Genomic DNA, 16,637 nt, shown 5'->3' on the forward strand with positions numbered 1-16,637 from the left:
TCATATTTTTGCCGCGGGTGGGGCCGTTGTCTAGTTGGTGGGTGTGGGGTGCGTGTCTACTTTTGAATAAGCCTCTAAGACTCATTGGCATATTGCCATTAAAGTTACTCTTAAGGCTCGTGCCTTATGGGGTGTTGGACAGATGGACAAGGTATACCGTGATGGGCTTGCTGATTTGCGGGAACACCATCCGCGTTCTATGAGTAGCGAAAGCATGGCTCAGCAATGGGAGTGCCATGTTGTCGGGCTTCCTGCTACAAGAACCATTGATTTAGAAAGTATCCGCCCGAGTAATCCGCAGTGGCGTGACCGTATCCCGACAATCCAGCAGATTGTTAGGGAGGGCAAGAAACCTATTTACGATACTTGTAATTGGTGATTGCACGCATAGGGGAGGCTGACTTGCCCCGTTACCTTTTAAGAGCGCACACAAAGACACCAAAAACAGGTGAAACTAGAAGCGTAAGTAACCGGCCCACCCCGACATGACTCAATGCCCCCAGCCAAACAAACAATGGTCCGGGGGGTGCCGCCACCGAGGCGGGAACCGGCTCACAAACCATCGCTAATAGAAGCACGATCCAAAGCCAATGTAACGTGGGTGCGAGATTCGTGAACCACCGGTTACTTCACACCATAACCCCTTCGATACAAAGGTGCGAAGAATGACCGATATCTACCTCGGCCTCGATGTAGGCAAAACCAACCACCACGCCACAGCCCTCACCGCCACAGGCAAGAAAATCTGGGACAAACCCCTACCCCAAGCAGAACCTAAAATCCGAGAACTGTTCACCACACTCAGCACGCAAGGCGCCGTCCTACTAGTTGTCGACCAACCCAAAACCATCGGCGCACTCCCTGTAGCCATCGCACAAGATATGGGCATCGAAGTAGCATATCTGCCAGGGCTGACCATGCGAAGAGTAGCCGACTTACATCCCGGGGAAGCAAAAACAGACGCCCGCGACGCGTACATCATTGCTGAAACAGCACTCACCATGCCCCATACCCTACACAGCATTACAGTGGCTGAAGAAACCACAGCAGAGCTATCCATGCTCTGCGGTTTTGATGATGACCTAGCAGCACAAGCAACAGCAGTTTCAAACCGTCTGCGTGGCTTTCTCACCCAGATTCATCCGCATCTTGAGCGAGTTCTAGGGTCAAGGCTGGCACATCCTGCTGTTCCTGAACTGCTGAAGAAGTACCCTGCACCAGCTGACTTAGGGTCGGCAAAGCGCATAAAGGTACGTAACTTGCTCAAAAAGAAAGCACCCCGGTTAGCGGCTAAGCTTACGGATGAGATTTTCCTGGCTCTTGAGGAACAAACAGTCGTTGTTACAGGAACTAGCAGTGCTACACAGATTATTCGTTCGTTAGCGTCTTAGCTTGAGTTGATTCTGGTTCAACGTACAGAGGCTGAACAACAGATATTCACTCTAGTTGAAGCTCATCCATTATCTGCTGTGATTCGTTCGATGCCGGGTATGGGTGTACGCACTAGTGCCAGAATTCTTACCGAAGTTGTTGGTAAGGATTTCAAGGATGCTTCACATCTAGCTTCCTATGCTGGTATCGCGCCGGTGGATCGCAAATCTGGTACTTCAATTAAAAGTTCCCACGCCTCACGGCGTGGGAACAAAGCACTCAAGCGAGTGCTTTTCTTATCGGCCTTTGCTTCGATTAAGGGTGACCCGTCATCGCGACTTTATTATGACCGGAAACGAGATGAGGGTAAGCGGCATAATAGGTGCGTGATGGCGTTGGCTCGTAAGCGGTTGAATGTTTTGTTTGCGATGCTTAGGGATGGGTGTTTTTATGAGTCTCGTGTGTCGGTGGGGGCTTGACGAAAACTATAGAAGCACCCCCCACCCTTGGCTTCGCCACGCTACCACGTCCTGCTGCTCATCCATAGAACGCCCTGCAAGGCACTTACTACTCCGCTCTGCAATAGCAACTACCGACACCGGTTCCAAACCAATAACGTCATCAACACTAGCACTCTAAGCTACAACTACCCATAACAATCAACCTCCGCCACTGATACTCCACAGGCATCTCACAATGCTCATGCAACATAGACCGGATTTCAGCGGTATTCCCCGTTATCGGAGGGAGAAGCCCAGCAAATTGCTAATAGCATTGTGCGGTGGATTATCGCGGAATCTCGGTTGTGGAACGACGGCCCTGCTGTCTACGAAGCAACTTTTACGGCTATCCATTCAGCACGCGGCCGTAAAGGTGGAGTGAAAAGTGGGAAGGTAAGAGCCGCTAAAGCACGCGAACGGAAATGGTTTCTATGAGCACTGAAGAACTACCCCCCCCGTGTCTACGCTCGCTATTCGCGGGGAAGTCAGACGGCTAAACAAGCTGCACAACGTGTAGGTGTTTCTGAACGCACTGCACAACGTTGGACTTCTCGTAGCCGTGCTGACTGGCTGGCTGAAAAAGCCCAAGAGCGAGAAGAGATACGCGCCTATCATGACGATTTAGGGTACTCGTGGACTCAGACCGCCAAGCACTTTAAGCTCGCGGTTTCGACTGTAAAAGAGCGTGCTTACCGCGCCCGTAAAGAGCGAGCAGCTGAAACAACAACCTAAAAAATAAAAAATTAGTTACGTCCTAGTATCTGCATCAGTAGGCTCTCTCCCCTTCCAAAAGTTCGTCCCCCACACAATAGACCTAGAACCCAACATATGAAAACTATGAAATAAGCTTCCGCATAGGTCGCCGTATATTTCATCATCGGGATCACTTTTAGCAATTGTTTTTACAGAAGCCACGTTGAGAATCGCCACGCTAATAGTCATAAGAAGACCGAGTTTCCAGTCCACTAAAAAGGATCCAGCAGAAAGCATCGTGTGTAAAAGAATCGCCCATCCACGAATCGAACGCCCTAAGAAAAATTCATGTGTTCCCAGGTACCCTTGCCAACAAGCGATTTGATATGCCCGTGATTTAGTCCTTGCGAGACGTTCATATCTAAAATTTTCTAAGTCACCGTAATTAGGTGTATATTTAACGTTCATTGGTTATACATTACGCATAGACCAGAGTGTAATACTAAGCGCGCAGCAAACACTCCCGGAACGGTGTTTGAAAATTGTTTGAAAGCAATTTTGGTAGCAGTATCTAGCAACTCTGAAGCTGCCAACTCTGCAAATCCTCGTAAGGATGTCTCTGCTACCGCATGCCAGTTTCCGGCCTTAGCGTGAGATACTACCTCATGAATCAGGCTTGGAGGTATAGGAAGCCCCGTGGCTCCACTTAAAACGCACTCTGTGTATTTATATCCGTCGTTGATGATAGCGCTGGGAGTTACCGAGCGAAATGAGCTAATTACTGGTACAGATTCTACTATCTGAGGAGGAGAATTAAGAGTAGAGAGAAGAACAGAAATTTCATCTGACGAAAGTCCCTCTAGAGCAGGGTGATTCAGGTCATTGACATCCCAGTTTCCGGTTTTGTCCTGTACAAGAACTTCCGTAAAGAGAATTTCAAAGTCCTTTGCTAATTTCTCTTTTGCGCTCTCATAATCGATTCCCTCGGCCGCCAAAATTTCTTTTGTGAATCTATTATCAGTCGCTGATATATTAATAGCTCTATGTTCAGTAGCCGCTGTTGCAGGATTAACTGTAGCGAGCATAAAGCTACACGAAAATACAGCAGATAACAGCAAAGAACTTGTTTTACAAATTTTCTTGCTAAAAACCATTGGTTAGAGCCTCCTTTCCTCTAGGGCGCCCGCCCCCTAGTGATGGGTATTACTTCAATCCAATCAAGGACTTTAAGATAAGTCAAATTAGTTGATAAAAGTTTCATAACAATTCCAACAAAACACCTAGTCACACCCACCCCAGAAACTCCCCGTAACACTCATGCCGTCAGGGTGCTAGACGGCCATGCCACCCAACTGACGCCCAGGTCGCCCCGCCGAGCCCTGACGGAGCATTCTGCAACCCAACCACCAGCGCTCAAGACCACCACAGCCCAGCAGGTAGTTGCGCAGCATTTTCGCTAACCAACGCACTGTTTTCTTATTGTGAGCTACTCAAAATAGAACTACCTGGCTTATTGGATACATGAGGTGTGCCGGAAGAATCAGCACGCCAAACCAGGGGCACTAACCAAACGTTTTTGCGTTCAGTTCAGGGGCGAAAGCAAACAGAAAATCATTGGGGTTGCTCGCAAATCGTGGACACGTCATTAAGCGGCTTTGGTGTTGGCCGCCTTTGTTGAGGCCTTCCCTTCGATAATCTAGCTCTCGAAGCTAACGGGTGAGACCATTCCGATGGCCCAGTGCCGGCGCCGCCGATTGTAGACCACCTCAATCCAGTGGGCTACCGCCTTGCGCGCCTGCTTCCTTGTGGCCCACGATGTCCAGTCATAGAATTCGGTCTTAAGCGTGGACCAAAACGACTCGCTCATCGCGCTATCAAAGCACACCCCGGTACGACCCACCGATTGAGCAATCCCCAGTTCCTGGCAGACCTGCCACATCTGCGTACTGGTGAACTAGCACCCACGGTCAGCATGGAACACCAGACCGTCGGGCACCTCACCACGCAGCATGTGAGCCATCCGCAGAGCGCGCTCCACCACGTCCGTTGTCTGGCGTGGTGAGCCGTAGACTTCATCTGATTCATCCCAAATCTTCTTGATCTGCCTATCCAGGGCATCCACGTAGTTCTGGCCCCTATCCTCGCCGCAATCGCGTTTGTGCTGTGCCTGGGCCCACTTGTAGTAGCCGGAACGAGATACCTTCAAAGCCTGGCCATGCGCTTGATGCTGTAATTTGCCTTCTCCTGCCGTATTAATTCGAATCGTTCCGCTGTCGTTGCTTCGCAGCGAAGAAGGCTGTTGCTTTTGAGAAGAACTCGTTATCTATCCGAGCCTCAGCCAACTCACGGCGCAGCCTGGCCGCCTCAGCCCGATATTCCGGGGTATACTTACGGCGTGTTTGACTTATAATGAACATCTTCTCTGGCGGAGACAAGATCCGCACTGATCGGGTGTCCATTATTCGAGGGTAATCTCATTATGGGCTGTGTCTATGACGGTCATACTTACCAGTATAGGAGAGTTGTTTCCACCTTATGAGTAAGCCAAAGAAAAACAACTCTTAAACAACTCTGCCTCTGAATAGAGATAAACAATCACCTAAACCACTTATTTCACCAAGCCATAGCACATATGGGTAAGTAAAAAAACTTTCAACAACTCATAAACAACTATGTAAAATCTCGCATCAGCCTAGCTGTGACGGGCGTCCGCGCGTAAGGACAGGGCACCAATTACTAAGAAGATACCGGCGGCCAGGGCACCGCCACCGGCAGTACCCATAATTGCCTTGTCCCCAATGTCAGATACCAACGGCAGGGCAGCAGCCGAAAGGGTCACAATAATGCCCTCTAGCTTCCAGTCGCGGGCTACCGGGTTATCAGCCTGGGTGCGCATACCGGCAAGAAGCTTCAGAACCCCGGTCAAACCCAGCACGCCGGCGGCAATGAGAGTAAGCCACACTTCCCCGCGCGGGGCCACAAAAACTAACACGCCACCGGCAGCCTGAACCAGGGCCATAGAAGTAAAGGCCTGGGCTGTGCTGCTACTGCCCACCTGGTGCAGTCTGCAGGCGATGAAGTAGGAGGCTGCCGCATACCCCAGCAGGTAAAGCCCCAGCATGACGGTAATGACCCCCAGGGTCGGTTCCTGCCAGAAAACCGTGGTGAGACCAAAAGCCAGAAAAACTAGGGCTTGCACTAGGGTGGGGGCGGTCAGGGCAGGAGCAAGAAGAGGGTCATGAGGACGCGGGGGCGTAGCCTGCTGGCTACTGCTGGCCTGATCAGATTCGGGGTGTTGGGAATCAAAAGTCACCTCACCAGTCTAACCAGCCAGGCTGAAAGCCGCCGTGTAGCAGCGCCCCTCTTCTATAGGTCTATGCCGGTAGATGCTCCTTAAGTACCTGGCTCAAGGTGTCTAGGCCCTGGGCGAGCTTCCGGTTGCTGACCGCACCAAACCCTAGAACCAGCCCGTAGAGGCCCTCGCCGGTCTCTGCTCGGGAGGACCAGTAGTTTCCCAGGGGTGCTATCAGCACCCCGGCGGCTTGGGCTGCGCTCACCAGTTCTTCTTCCAAAGCTGCCCCGCAGGCGGCATCGACACCGGGCAGAGATATGACCGTGTGCAGGCCCCCGTCCATGGGTAGCACGCTTACGCCGGGTACCTCTTGTAAGGCGGTGAGAACCTGCTGACGGCGTCCTCGGTAGATCCGGCGCATGCGCGCCGTATGGCGGCGCACCCCACCTGCTGCTAAGAAAGCGGTCATAGCATCTTGTACCACTGATGACACCGGGTTACCCAAATCAGTACGGAGCTCTAGAAGGTCAGCTTGAACGTGTCTTGGGGCCACCACATACCCCAGACTTAAACCGGGTATCAGCATCTTGGCGAAAGACCCCAGGGTGACCACCCGGTCAGATGCCCAGCGGGCCGGGTGGGCTTCTGCTCCTCCAGGTAGAGGGGGGCGGTCAAGGGAGGCCAGGGCTGGTAGGGGGTCGCCCACATAGCGCAGTTCGGAGTCGTAATCGTCTTCAACGAGGAGGGCATCGTGGGTGCGTGCCCAGGCTAAAAGTTCTAGGCGTCGTGCCAGCGGCATAGAGGCCCCGAGCGGGTACTGGTGGCTGGGGGCTATAAGGACGATGTCCGGCCGCTGCGCTCCCGTTGGCAGGTAGGCGGGGTTAAGGCCCTGTTCATCAACCTGGATAGGTAGGATTTCATGACCGAAGGTCAGGGGTATGCGGTGCAAGGAGGGGTAGCCGGGGTTCTCCACTGCGATACGGAGCGGACGGTTACACACCCTACGCCGCAGAGCAGTAAGAAGCAGGCGGAACCCATCGCGAGTGCCAGCAGTTACCAACAGGTCATCAGGAGTGCGTAGCACCGACCGCATCAGCCGCAGATGCTCAGCTAACTGCACCCTCAGCTCATAGGAACCGGCAGGAGGGTAAGCGGCCCCGGGGGTAGCTGCCGCCTGCCGCCAGGCCGCCCGCCAGGCAGAACTTGCCACTAAAGAGGTGTCAGGGCTACCCGGGCGTAAATCAATACCTTCATCAGGGCCCGCGTGAGGGTGAACAGTATGCACTGCTGAGGTGTGTGCGGACGCCCGCCCACCTTCTCCGCTCACAATGGGCAGTTGTGCGGGGCTAGTCTCCCCCGCAAAGAGAGCTGGCGCAGAGAGCCCTGAGGCTCCCAAGGCGAGGTGGGCTGCGACGCGGGTGCCCCCGCGTCCGCTGGTTAAATAGCCTTCCCCCGCCAACTGTTCATAGGCAAAAACAACCGTTCCACGTGAAACATTCAGGCGCTCAGCCAGCGCACGAGTAGAGGGCAGGGGGTCACCGGCCAGCAAAAAACCGCCCAAGACCAAAGACCGAATTTGCTCAGCTACCTGCGAGGGCAAAGACCCCGGCGCCGACCGTGAGACGCTCACCGGCAACTGATCAAAGCGCGAATACTCCGCCACACTACACTCCCCTCACAAGGCTGCATTCTCTCCCGATACTAGCCCACCGGCGTCCACGCACCACTTTTAAGGCAACAAGAAGGGGTACCGGGCTGCTGGCGCCGGTACCCCTTTTCGCATCAGATTCTTCCCAAGGGATCTGACTAACCTACGTACTCCCAAACGCGTACGTAGTCAACTTCGATTGCACAATCTGCGGTGCTCTCAGCAAGACCACCCCAGTAGGCATTACCTGCCTGCATGCACAAACGAATATTGAATTCCTCACCAGCAGGCAGTGCGGCCTGGTAGCGAGAATCTTCTGACGAGACGAACAAGTATTCAACCCCGTCAAAGAAGAAGGTGATACCGGCCGGAGTCTTCTCAACTGCCCAGGTGTGGTATTCATCAGCAAGGTTCTGCCCCAGCACAGGAATCAGGGCGTTCTTCTTAGCCCTATTACCCTGCTGTTGACCGTAGTGAACAGTGCCCTCAGAACGGTTAGAGATATCAATGCTCTGCTTGCCAGAGGTATAACCGTAGGACTCGGAGATGTCGATTTCACCAAGAAGAGAGGTGTTGTTGGGGCGCATCCAGATACCACCCCAGGCACCAATGTGGGCGGGAGTAGAGGCCGGCTGCTTAGCACGGTATTCCAGGCGGAAACTCTCAGCAGAGAACTTACCCATGGTGTCAATGTAGCCGGTGGCCCACTGGCGTACCTTGCCATCCTTATAGGTGACAGGGGCAGCCAGTTTCTTCAACCAAATCTTGGTGGAAGAATCGCCCATGGTGACAGCTTCTTTGAGGTTAACACCGGAGTCATACCCCACGTAGGACTTATCGCGCACACGCCACTTAGCGCCGTCAATTGCACCATGGTTGAAGTCATCTTCGAAGATGAGCTCACCCCAGCCCTCAGCGGTCAAAGCGCCACGGTGCTCACCCCAGTTATCTGCCTTAGCCTGAGCCACAGTCACCAGGTGGGTGGAGGGGACGCTACGACCTGCGTACACACTGATACCGGTACCAGTACCGCGAGGAGTTGCCTGTAGAGGAATCTGGTTATCATCAAAAACCAGGCTTTCAAGGGCCTGACCGTTGACAATGACCTGGGCAACTAGGCGGGTAGCGCGCACCGACAGGGCTAGCTCGTAAGAAAAAGCCTGGTCAGTAGCGACACTGGCAAGAACCTTCTGGCCCAGAACAACGGTGCGGTTATTAATCACGCGCTCGATGTATAGGGTCATTGTGCCACTGTGAGCGATGGAGAGCATCGCGGTGTAGTAGTCACGACCGGTTGCTTTGCGGCGGGCAATAACGCGGGTGTATACGCTACCAGCGGCAGGACGCGAGGTGGTAAAGGTTGCTTCAACGAGGGCGTCAGAGGTTGTGGCGCCTAGGGGGGTGAAGAATTGAGCGTCAGTGAAAGCCTGGGCGAAGGGGGAGGTGTAGGTGACGTCTGCTAGGGGGGTAAAACGCAGGACGCCTAAGTCCAGGCCATTGCCGTTGAGTACAGTTCCGGTGTTTGCATGGGCTGCTTGGGTAGCAAGGGCCGTGGCTACAGCGGTTGCGGCGGTCAGGGAGAGAAAGTTGCGGCGGGATACAGAAAGCATGGTTTGGGTTCTCTTTCGTGTGTATTTGTTTGGGGCGGGAGACTCTTGGGAAGAGTCAGGGGTGGATTCGTGGGGAATCTGAGGTGAACCCTGGGCGGGTTCGCACAGCTCCTGGGGTGGAGCCTGTGAGCTTGGGGTGAGCTCTTCGTGGTTCGGTTGAAAACTTTATAGGACTTTTGGGGGACAAAACAAGGCAGTCTGGGGACAAAGCTGCTACTTTCCTCGTGAAGGAATTATATTCTCCCTTATCAAGGGTATCTTGTTTACCAAAAAAATTTTTTTACGGAAAATTTCAGGCTTGTCCCCATGCTTGAGTTTTTTGAGCAAATTAGCTCATTTTTTTCAAATATTTACAAGGAGATTGTCCCCTAAACCTCTTCACAATCTGGTCAGGCAGAAGCATATTCTTAGCGTTTGGGGGACAGAGCCTCAGGCAAAGGTTCCCGCCACCCCTCGCAAGAGAGTTCACACTAGACACAAGGGTAAATGTCAACGATTCACACAATGTTCACCACAGAAAAAAGGGAGCAAGCAAGAAACGTGTTGTCCCCCAAAGCGCCTCACCTGCGTCCGTCTCTTTCCCTGTGGTCTAAAAACTTTGTTCGAAACTGGCACTATTCTTAGACCACCCCGAGAGTGCACAGTGGAAACCATGACTAAAAACAAGACCACAGAAACCACCATCACCGGCTCCCCCCTCGTCAAGCGAGGCCTAGCCGACATGCTCAAGGGCGGCGTCATCATGGACGTCGTTACCCCCGAACAAGCCAAAATCGCAGAAGACGCCGGCGCAGTAGCCGTCATGGCCCTCGAACGCGTGCCCGCCGACATCCGCGCCCAGGGCGGCGTAGCCCGCATGAGCGACCCCGACATGATCGAAGGCATCATCGACGCCGTCTCCATCCCCGTCATGGCCAAGGCCCGCATCGGCCACTTTGTGGAAGCCCAGATCCTTGAGCACCTCAAGGTGGACTACATTGACGAGTCCGAGGTGCTCTCCCCCGCCGACTACGTCAACCACATCGACAAGCAGGCCTTCAAGGTACCCTTCGTCTGCGGTGCAACCAACCTAGGTGAGGCCCTGCGCCGTATCACCGAAGGCGCAGCCATGATTCGTTCCAAGGGTGAAGCTGGCACCGGTGACGTCTCTGAGGCCACCAAGCATATTCGCACCATCAAGACCCAGATTGCCGAGCTGCAGGCCCTGCACGCCACTGCCCCCGACCTGCTTTACGTCAAGGCTAAGGAACTGGCCGCCCCCTATGAGCTGGTACGCGAGGTTGCGGAGACTGGCAAGCTGCCGGTCGTCCTTTTTACCGCCGGTGGTGTAGCAACCCCGGCGGATGCGGCCATGATGATGCAGCTGGGTGCAGACGGCGTCTTCGTTGGCTCCGGCATTTTCAAGTCGGGCAACCCCGAGGCCCGCGCTAAGGCCATCGTTAAGGCCACCGCCTTCTACAACGACCCGGCTGCTGTTGCGGAGGCTTCCCGCGGGTTGGGCGAGGCCATGGTCGGTATCAACGTGGCAGACCTGCCCGCACCGCACCGCCTGGCAGAGCGCGGCTGGTAAGAATGGTTTTCCGCCCCGTTGTTGGTGTACTGGCTCTGCAAGGTGGGGTAGCTGAGCACGCCTCCTTACTAGAGAGCCTGGGAGCCCAGGTGGTTTTGGTCAAGCGCCCCGAGCAGCTGGAGGGCCTAGATGCCCTAGTGCTTCCTGGTGGGGAATCCACGACTATTGACCGGCTGACGAGGATTTTTGGCCTGCGCCAGCCTCTCATCGAGGCAATCTCAGGTGGCCTGCCCACCCTGGGCACCTGCGCCGGGCTGATTCTTCTGGCCCAGGAGATTGAGGACCCAGCCACCGGTCAACAAACCCTGGGCCTGCTCGATGTGACGGTGCGCCGCAACGCCTTTGGCTCCCAGGTTGACTCAGCAGAAACTGAGTTGACCTGGGGTGCCACCGGGGCGGGCGACACCGGTGAGCTTGCTGGTAGAGGCGAGCAGGTGCCGGTTAAGGCCGCCTTTATTCGCGCCCCTATTGTCACCCGGGTGGGGGCGGACGTCACCGCCCTAGCCCACCACGCTGGGCAGGTGGTGGGAGTGCAGCAGGGCCATATTCTGGGGATTTCTTTCCACCCAGAACTTACCGGTGACACTACCGTGCACCAGGCCCTGCTAAATCTGATATAAACAAGATGCAGATGAAATAAAAGAAATCCATTGCACTTATTTCACTTAATGCTAGAGTGGAGATACTACCTTCGCCGCCGAGATATGAAGGAGAATATCATGAGCGCATTAACGCTAGAAGGCTCAAGGACTATTGTGCCCACTCCGGCAACAGCCAGCGAAGCACGAAGCTTACTCGAAAAAATCGAAGGATCTGACAAGCTTTCAATTACTGTGAAAGTTTCAGGTGCCAGAGCAGAGGAAATTGGCTCAGAACTACTTCATACCCTAAAAACTGCCCTTGCAATCATCGGGAGCGGTCAAAAGGTAGAGATCACAGCTCTCCCCCAGGACCTTACCACCACTGTAGCGGCTAAGCGTATTGGAATATCCCGACCCACTTTGATGAAACTTATTAGAGAAGGAAAGGTTCCTGCCCATAAAGTAGGTTCGCACTTCAGATTTCGCACTGAAGATGTAGATGCCTACAGAGTAGCTCTGCTTAAAGAACAGACTGAAAAACAGGAACAAGCTTTTAACGAGTTACGCAACCTGGAGCTAGATTTAGGGCTGACCAACGCTATTTAAACGAGCGTGATAGCCACCTATAAGCATCGTTACTCACGGTGGGTAAACTATCTTTCTATGAGTAACGATGTTTATAAAGTAGTGGTAGATGCCAATCTACTTCTTAGCACTACCTTGCGGGACTGGGTACTCATGCCCTGCTACGAATCAGGCAGTCAGTTCTATCAGGTAGTCACCTCACAGAGTATTCTTGATGAGTTTGGTTACCACTGGCGTAAGGATCATGCGGATGTTGATGATCATGTACGGCAGAAAATCGTTGAGCGCATCAAACAATGTCTCGTAGTGGTTGAGGGCTACCCCGTAACAACCCCGCTCGGATACCCCGATAAAGATGATTCACATGTCCACTCAGCAGCGGTGCACTCTCACGCTAATGCTCTCATTACGGACGACAAGAAGTTGCTCAACTTTGCCCAGACAGAAGAGGGTGAAGATCAACTACCTTATGAAACTATGAGCTGTGATGATTTTCTGATGCAGCTTACTGACTACGCACCCCGCGAATTTTTCGCAGCTATCTACCTAAAGCAAGAGAAATACTGGGAGCGTCAGAAAGGCTCTCGCACACTTCCCGAACAGCTGGAAGCAGCAGGGGCGCACCAGTTTGCTACTTATCTAAAACAGCATATTATCCATACGCTCCCCTAGAAAAGCCGCTTCGACCCCAGGAAACTACACCGGGAGGTTAGAAGCGTCCGCCTCCACCGCCGCCGCTAAAGCCCCCGCCACCACCGAAGGACGAGCCGCCCGAGAAGCTACCCCCTGATGCCCCCAAATTTTCCGGCACGTGATTGCTGCCCGAGTAGAGGTGGGGCATGGTCGCGTAGAGGGGTAGCCAAGTGTTAAAGGTGGGGGCGTAGCGGGTGTAGGTCTCCTTGTTCTCCGCTTCCTGCTCAGCGAGCTCGGCCTCGCGCTGGTCGGGGTCTGACGGGGCGGTGCGGTTGGCGTAGCGGTATTTGATGTAGTCACGGCGCATATAGTCGGGAATACTCAGGCCGGGGTTTTCTTCTTTAGCGCGGCGCATCTCGTCCTCAGCAGCCCGCTTGACCTTGCGGTAGTCACGGAAAACCCACCCGACGATAATTGCTGCAACAGCGCCCAGGGTTCCCAGGACGCCCCACAGGATTAGGTTGCTATCTGCGCTCTCGGTTTCTGCGGCGGCATAGATTTCGTCGATGGTGGTCTCTAGACCGGCGGCGTAGTTGCCATCGGTAAGGTAGGGGCCCAGGACGTCGTTGGCGATAGTTTCTGCCTCAGAATCACTGATGTAGTCCCCAGCACCGTCGGCAACCGCGATGAAGGTTTCACGGCCCTCCATATCGATGACCAGCACAGCCCCGTTGTCTTTACCCTGGTCGCCGACGCCCCAGGCGTTGCCCAGGTCAGTGGCGTAGTCGGGCAGGTCGCCGGGGCTTTGGTCGGTGGTATAGATAGCGAAGCGGGCGCGGTCGGTGCCCCGGTTTTTCTGGTCGATGAGATCGTTGAGGGTGTTCTCTTCGGCGTCGGTAAGCAGGTTGGCATCGTCGCGAATGTTGCCGGACGCTGGCGCAGCAGGTAGGTCTGCTGCTTCGGCTGCCACCATGGTCAGGGGTGCAAGGGCAAGGACGCCCGCCGCCGCTACCGCGGGCAGGGCGGCGAGCCTGCGGGGCGGCTTCTTGTTCTGGATCCGGGGGTTTGTGATGTCGGCCTGAGGGTTCACGGCTGCGTCCTTTCTGGCATCGGGTAACAGGCTTCTTTACCCGCTCTTACCGACAGCTTAACAAGCCTGCTGATAAAAGAACTCCCCCGGCAGAATGATTCTCTAATCCCTAGAAGGTACTCAGCCCCGTTGCCTCCTGGGCGCGGTAGGCCAGGGTTTGCAGGGTGGATTTTAGGACGCCCCCACCCGCCTTGGCTGCGTAGGGCAGGGTGAAGGTGGTTTGGGCGCCGTCTACCGGTTCGTTATTCCAGATTAGGGACCAGTAGGCAGAGAACTCCTGGGCCAGGGCGGAGTCACCCGCAGTGCGCACCCGCAGACTGGTTTCTAGGTTGTAATTACAAATATTTCGGCGGGTGAAATTACCCGACCCGCCCAGGAGCTCAAAGCTGCCAGAATCTGCCGGGGCGGGAGCGTCCGCCCCTCGGTGAAGCGCCAGATACTTGGGGTGGAACTGCTCGCCCCCTGTGGCGTACCAGCGCACCTGAACCCCGGCGCGTACCAGCTCTCGCGCAACGGGCAGGGCGGGCAGGCCGGTTTTTGTGCGGCCGAAGGCGTCAATGTTGAGGTCGAGCACCACCTGCACCGAAGCGCCACGAGCTGCGGCAGCCTTAAGCCCGGCAATGACAGCGCGTTCCGATAGATAGAACATACCCAGGCAGACCCTGTCCCCCGCACCGGCACCAGCCAGCAGGTCATCCACCACAGCACCAGTGACCCGCAGACCCAGGTTGGAGTTAGGCGCAGAGGCGTCGTGCGGGTTGGCAGACGCCACCACAGCCTCGGCCTCAGACAGGGCCACCTTGCGGTGGTTGGCCTTGAAGTTAAAGAGCCTGGCGTAGGCATTGGCAGAGACGCGCGGCCCGCCCAGTGCCAGGGCATTGGGCAGTACGGCGGGGAGCTCCGGCAGGTGCGCCAGGGCCGCCCGGTAGAAGCCGGAGTAGGCGGGGTTGGAGTCGCGCAGGGCCTCTAGCCGGGTTTCAACCACCTGCACCCCGGCGGCCCGCAGTCGCTCTAGATGAGGCAGGGAGTAGCTGCCGTAGAAGGTGTTGATGGGGTCGGTGATGAGCACGATGGGCATATCGGGGGCGGCGGCCCGCTTGGCAAGAAGGGCCTCGGTGAGGCGCTGGGAGAGGGCCGGGTAGGTGCGCCCGCTGGAGCGGTCATAGTCGCTGTTGAAGAGGAACATATCGAGCACCAAGAAGCTTGTAGCCCGCTCAATGACCCCCTCAACAGCGGTGAAAATCTGCTGGTCAGACCAGCTTTCACCGGCGGCCGTGTAGGTGAGGTCTGCCAACAGCTCTACCTGCCCGCTTCGCCAGGGCCCGGTAACACCCAGGCCAGCTGGCAGGGGTTTGTAGCGGTGATAGAGGACGGACGCGGCTGCGGCAGCACCGCAGGCCAGAGCGGCAAAGGCGAGGGGGCGGGGCAGTGTGCTCATGCCTATAATCTACCTAGACAGCTATTTCTTATCTCACACACCCACCGCTTGCCGATATTTTTTACAAGTGTAAACTTTACATCTGTAAGAAAAAATTGTTGGTAGAGGATACCCGCTATGACCCCCACCCTGGCACCCGCCGCAGAGGACGCCCGCGCCGCCGACCCGCGTCCGGCCCGCTCTCGCGCAGCCCTCATCGACGCCGCCATCGAGGCCCTGGCTACCAGCGACCCAGGCAATCTCAGCGTCACAACCCTGGTCAAGACCGCAGGGGTCAGCCGCCCCACCTTCTACCAGCACTTCGCCGACGTGCACGAGCTCATTCACGCCGCGGCCCTCACCAAACTCAGCGCCGCCTTCGACGCGTTACTGCCCGCCAATCCCACCGCGTCCGTCGCTGTCTTTACCAGCGAGGTCAGCACCAACCTGCTCAAACAGCTGCAGGCCGACGCGGATTTCTACCGCAATGTGCTGGCCATCTCGGGCAACTCCTCCCTGGTCGCCGAGCTCATCGACTTCCTCAGCCACCGTTTTCTCAGCCGACCGGCCGTTGCCGAACGTTTCATCGCCAAGAACCCATATCTGACCAGCGACTACGTCCAGTTCGTTGCCGCCGGGGTCGCCTGGCTGGCCGTCCGCTGGCTGGCCACCGACTTCACCGGCGAAAACACCGCAGAAGCCACCGGCGAACACCTTGCCCACATGATGCAAGCCGTGATTTCCTAACCCGAGAAACAGACTTTTCACGATCCCAACAACCCGAAAGTAGGTGAGATCCCGTGCCCTCAACACGCGCTAAACGTCCCAAGCTGCACCCGCATCGCTTCAGCCCCATGAAGTACCTGGTGCTGCTGGCCGTCATTATCATCCCCTCGATCTACGCAGGCATTCTAACCTGGGCTAACTATGACCCCACGGGCACCATCGACGCCGTTCCGGCTGCCATTGTGAACGAAGATTCACCGGCAACCACAGCCACCGGCAGCACCCTTAACCTGGGCCAAGACCTCACCGATGAACTTCTGAGCAACGACAGTAAACAGAATTTTGACTGGTCGACCATGAGCGCCGAAGAAGCGCAGACCAAGCTCAAAAACGGTGACATCCAGGCTGTTTTGACGATTCCGTCTGACTTCTCTGCGAACGTCGCGTCAGTGTCTGAAAACGACGCGGCGGCAGCCCAGACCGCCAAGCTGACCATCACCACCAATGACGGCTCCAACATCATCTCGGGCAATATCGCGAGCTCCCTGGGCACGGCGGTTGCCGACACCCTGGCCAGCCAGGTGTCCACCGAGTACCTCAACAACATCTACGCGGGCTTCACCGATATCCACGACTCCCTGGGGCAGGCAGCGGACGGCGCCAGCCAGCTCGCTGACGGCTCCACCAGCGCCAAGGAAGGCTCCGACGAGCTCGTGGTGGGCCTGACCGATTTGAAGTCCGGTACGAGCGAGTTGAGCTCGGGCGCAGCCTCTTTGGCGGACGGTGCGACCCAGGTTAATGACGGCGCAACCTCCCTCGCCTCGGGCGCAGCGTCCCTGTCGGACGGCGCAACCCAGGTCAACGACGGAGCCTCATCCCTCGCATCCGGCGCAACCCAGGTCAACGACGGAGCCTCATCCC

Annotated in this window: 14 protein-coding genes and 1 pseudogene; 7 read left to right on the forward strand and 8 right to left on the reverse strand. The window is 55.8% G+C overall.

The window, feature by feature from the left end:
* The first annotated feature begins 665 nt into the window (after nucleotides 1-665).
* Nucleotides 666-1,850: pseudogene (locus ACED87_RS09045) on the forward strand (IS110 family transposase).
* Nucleotides 1,851-3,028: 1,178 nt separating this feature from the next.
* Here the strand turns inward: ACED87_RS09045 and ACED87_RS09050 are convergent.
* The 6 genes from ACED87_RS09050 to ACED87_RS09075 all read right to left on the reverse strand — a co-directional run bounded on the left by ACED87_RS09050 (nucleotide 3,029) and on the right by ACED87_RS09075 (nucleotide 9,114).
* Nucleotides 3,029-3,718 (reverse strand): hypothetical protein, encoded by a 690-nt coding sequence (locus ACED87_RS09050; protein ID WP_449089977.1) that lies wholly within the window; start codon nucleotides 3,716-3,718, stop codon nucleotides 3,029-3,031.
* Nucleotides 3,719-4,260: 542 nt separating this feature from the next.
* Nucleotides 4,261-4,503: an integrase core domain-containing protein gene (locus ACED87_RS09055; protein WP_449089978.1), complete on the reverse strand. Its 243-nt coding sequence runs from the start codon at nucleotides 4,501-4,503 to the stop codon at nucleotides 4,261-4,263.
* A 15-nt stretch (nucleotides 4,504-4,518) separates the two neighbouring features.
* Entirely contained in the window at nucleotides 4,519-4,770 is a 252-nt protein-coding gene (locus ACED87_RS09060) for a hypothetical protein (RefSeq protein ID WP_449089979.1), read from the reverse strand.
* A gap of 486 nt (nucleotides 4,771-5,256) precedes the next feature.
* Nucleotides 5,257-5,877, reverse strand: a complete 621-nt coding sequence (locus ACED87_RS09065; RefSeq protein WP_449089980.1) for a hypothetical protein — start codon at nucleotides 5,875-5,877, stop codon at nucleotides 5,257-5,259.
* A 61-nt stretch (nucleotides 5,878-5,938) separates the two neighbouring features.
* The gene (gene pdxR, locus ACED87_RS09070) at nucleotides 5,939-7,519 is read right to left on the reverse strand and encodes a MocR-like pyridoxine biosynthesis transcription factor PdxR (RefSeq protein WP_449089981.1); all 1,581 of its coding nucleotides are present in this window, start codon (nucleotides 7,517-7,519) and stop codon (nucleotides 5,939-5,941) included.
* Nucleotides 7,520-7,662: 143 nt separating this feature from the next.
* A complete protein-coding gene (locus ACED87_RS09075) occupies nucleotides 7,663-9,114 on the reverse strand; it encodes a glycoside hydrolase family 16 protein (RefSeq protein WP_449089982.1) in 1,452 nt (483 codons plus the stop codon).
* 652 nt (nucleotides 9,115-9,766) lie between these two features.
* Between ACED87_RS09075 and pdxS the strand changes: the two genes are divergently transcribed.
* From pdxS to ACED87_RS09095, 4 genes are all read left to right on the forward strand, one after another.
* Nucleotides 9,767-10,684 carry a pyridoxal 5'-phosphate synthase lyase subunit PdxS gene (gene pdxS / locus ACED87_RS09080; protein WP_449089983.1) on the forward strand — a complete coding sequence of 306 codons (918 nt, stop codon included), beginning with the start codon at nucleotides 9,767-9,769 and terminating at the stop codon, nucleotides 10,682-10,684.
* Between the two features lie 2 nt (nucleotides 10,685-10,686).
* Nucleotides 10,687-11,304 (forward strand): pyridoxal 5'-phosphate synthase glutaminase subunit PdxT, encoded by a 618-nt coding sequence (gene pdxT, locus ACED87_RS09085; protein WP_449089984.1) that lies wholly within the window; start codon nucleotides 10,687-10,689, stop codon nucleotides 11,302-11,304.
* Nucleotides 11,305-11,403: 99 nt separating this feature from the next.
* A complete protein-coding gene (locus ACED87_RS09090; protein ID WP_449089985.1) occupies nucleotides 11,404-11,871 on the forward strand; it encodes a helix-turn-helix domain-containing protein in 468 nt (155 codons plus the stop codon).
* A gap of 57 nt (nucleotides 11,872-11,928) precedes the next feature.
* On the forward strand, nucleotides 11,929-12,522 hold the full coding sequence (locus ACED87_RS09095) for a PIN domain-containing protein (protein WP_449089986.1): 594 nt from the start codon (nucleotides 11,929-11,931) through the stop codon (nucleotides 12,520-12,522).
* A gap of 37 nt (nucleotides 12,523-12,559) precedes the next feature.
* Here the strand turns inward: ACED87_RS09095 and ACED87_RS09100 are convergent, their stop codons facing one another.
* Both ACED87_RS09100 and ACED87_RS09105 read right to left on the reverse strand, forming a co-directional pair.
* A complete protein-coding gene (locus tag ACED87_RS09100; protein WP_449089987.1) occupies nucleotides 12,560-13,573 on the reverse strand; it encodes a TPM domain-containing protein in 1,014 nt (337 codons plus the stop codon).
* A 109-nt stretch (nucleotides 13,574-13,682) separates the two neighbouring features.
* Complete coding sequence (locus tag ACED87_RS09105) at nucleotides 13,683-15,011, reverse strand: phospholipase D-like domain-containing protein (RefSeq protein WP_449089988.1); 1,329 nt, start codon at nucleotides 15,009-15,011, stop codon at nucleotides 13,683-13,685.
* 117 nt (nucleotides 15,012-15,128) lie between these two features.
* Between ACED87_RS09105 and ACED87_RS09110 the strand changes: the two genes are divergently transcribed.
* Nucleotides 15,129-15,737, forward strand: a complete 609-nt coding sequence (locus ACED87_RS09110) for a TetR/AcrR family transcriptional regulator (protein WP_449089989.1) — start codon at nucleotides 15,129-15,131, stop codon at nucleotides 15,735-15,737.
* A gap of 53 nt (nucleotides 15,738-15,790) precedes the next feature.
* Nucleotides 15,791-16,637, forward strand: an 847-nt coding sequence (locus tag ACED87_RS09115; protein WP_449089990.1) for a YhgE/Pip domain-containing protein, incomplete at its 3' end; no start/stop codon positions are given.

It is taken from the genome of Rothia sp. 32237D007AR, from assembly GCF_053544675.1.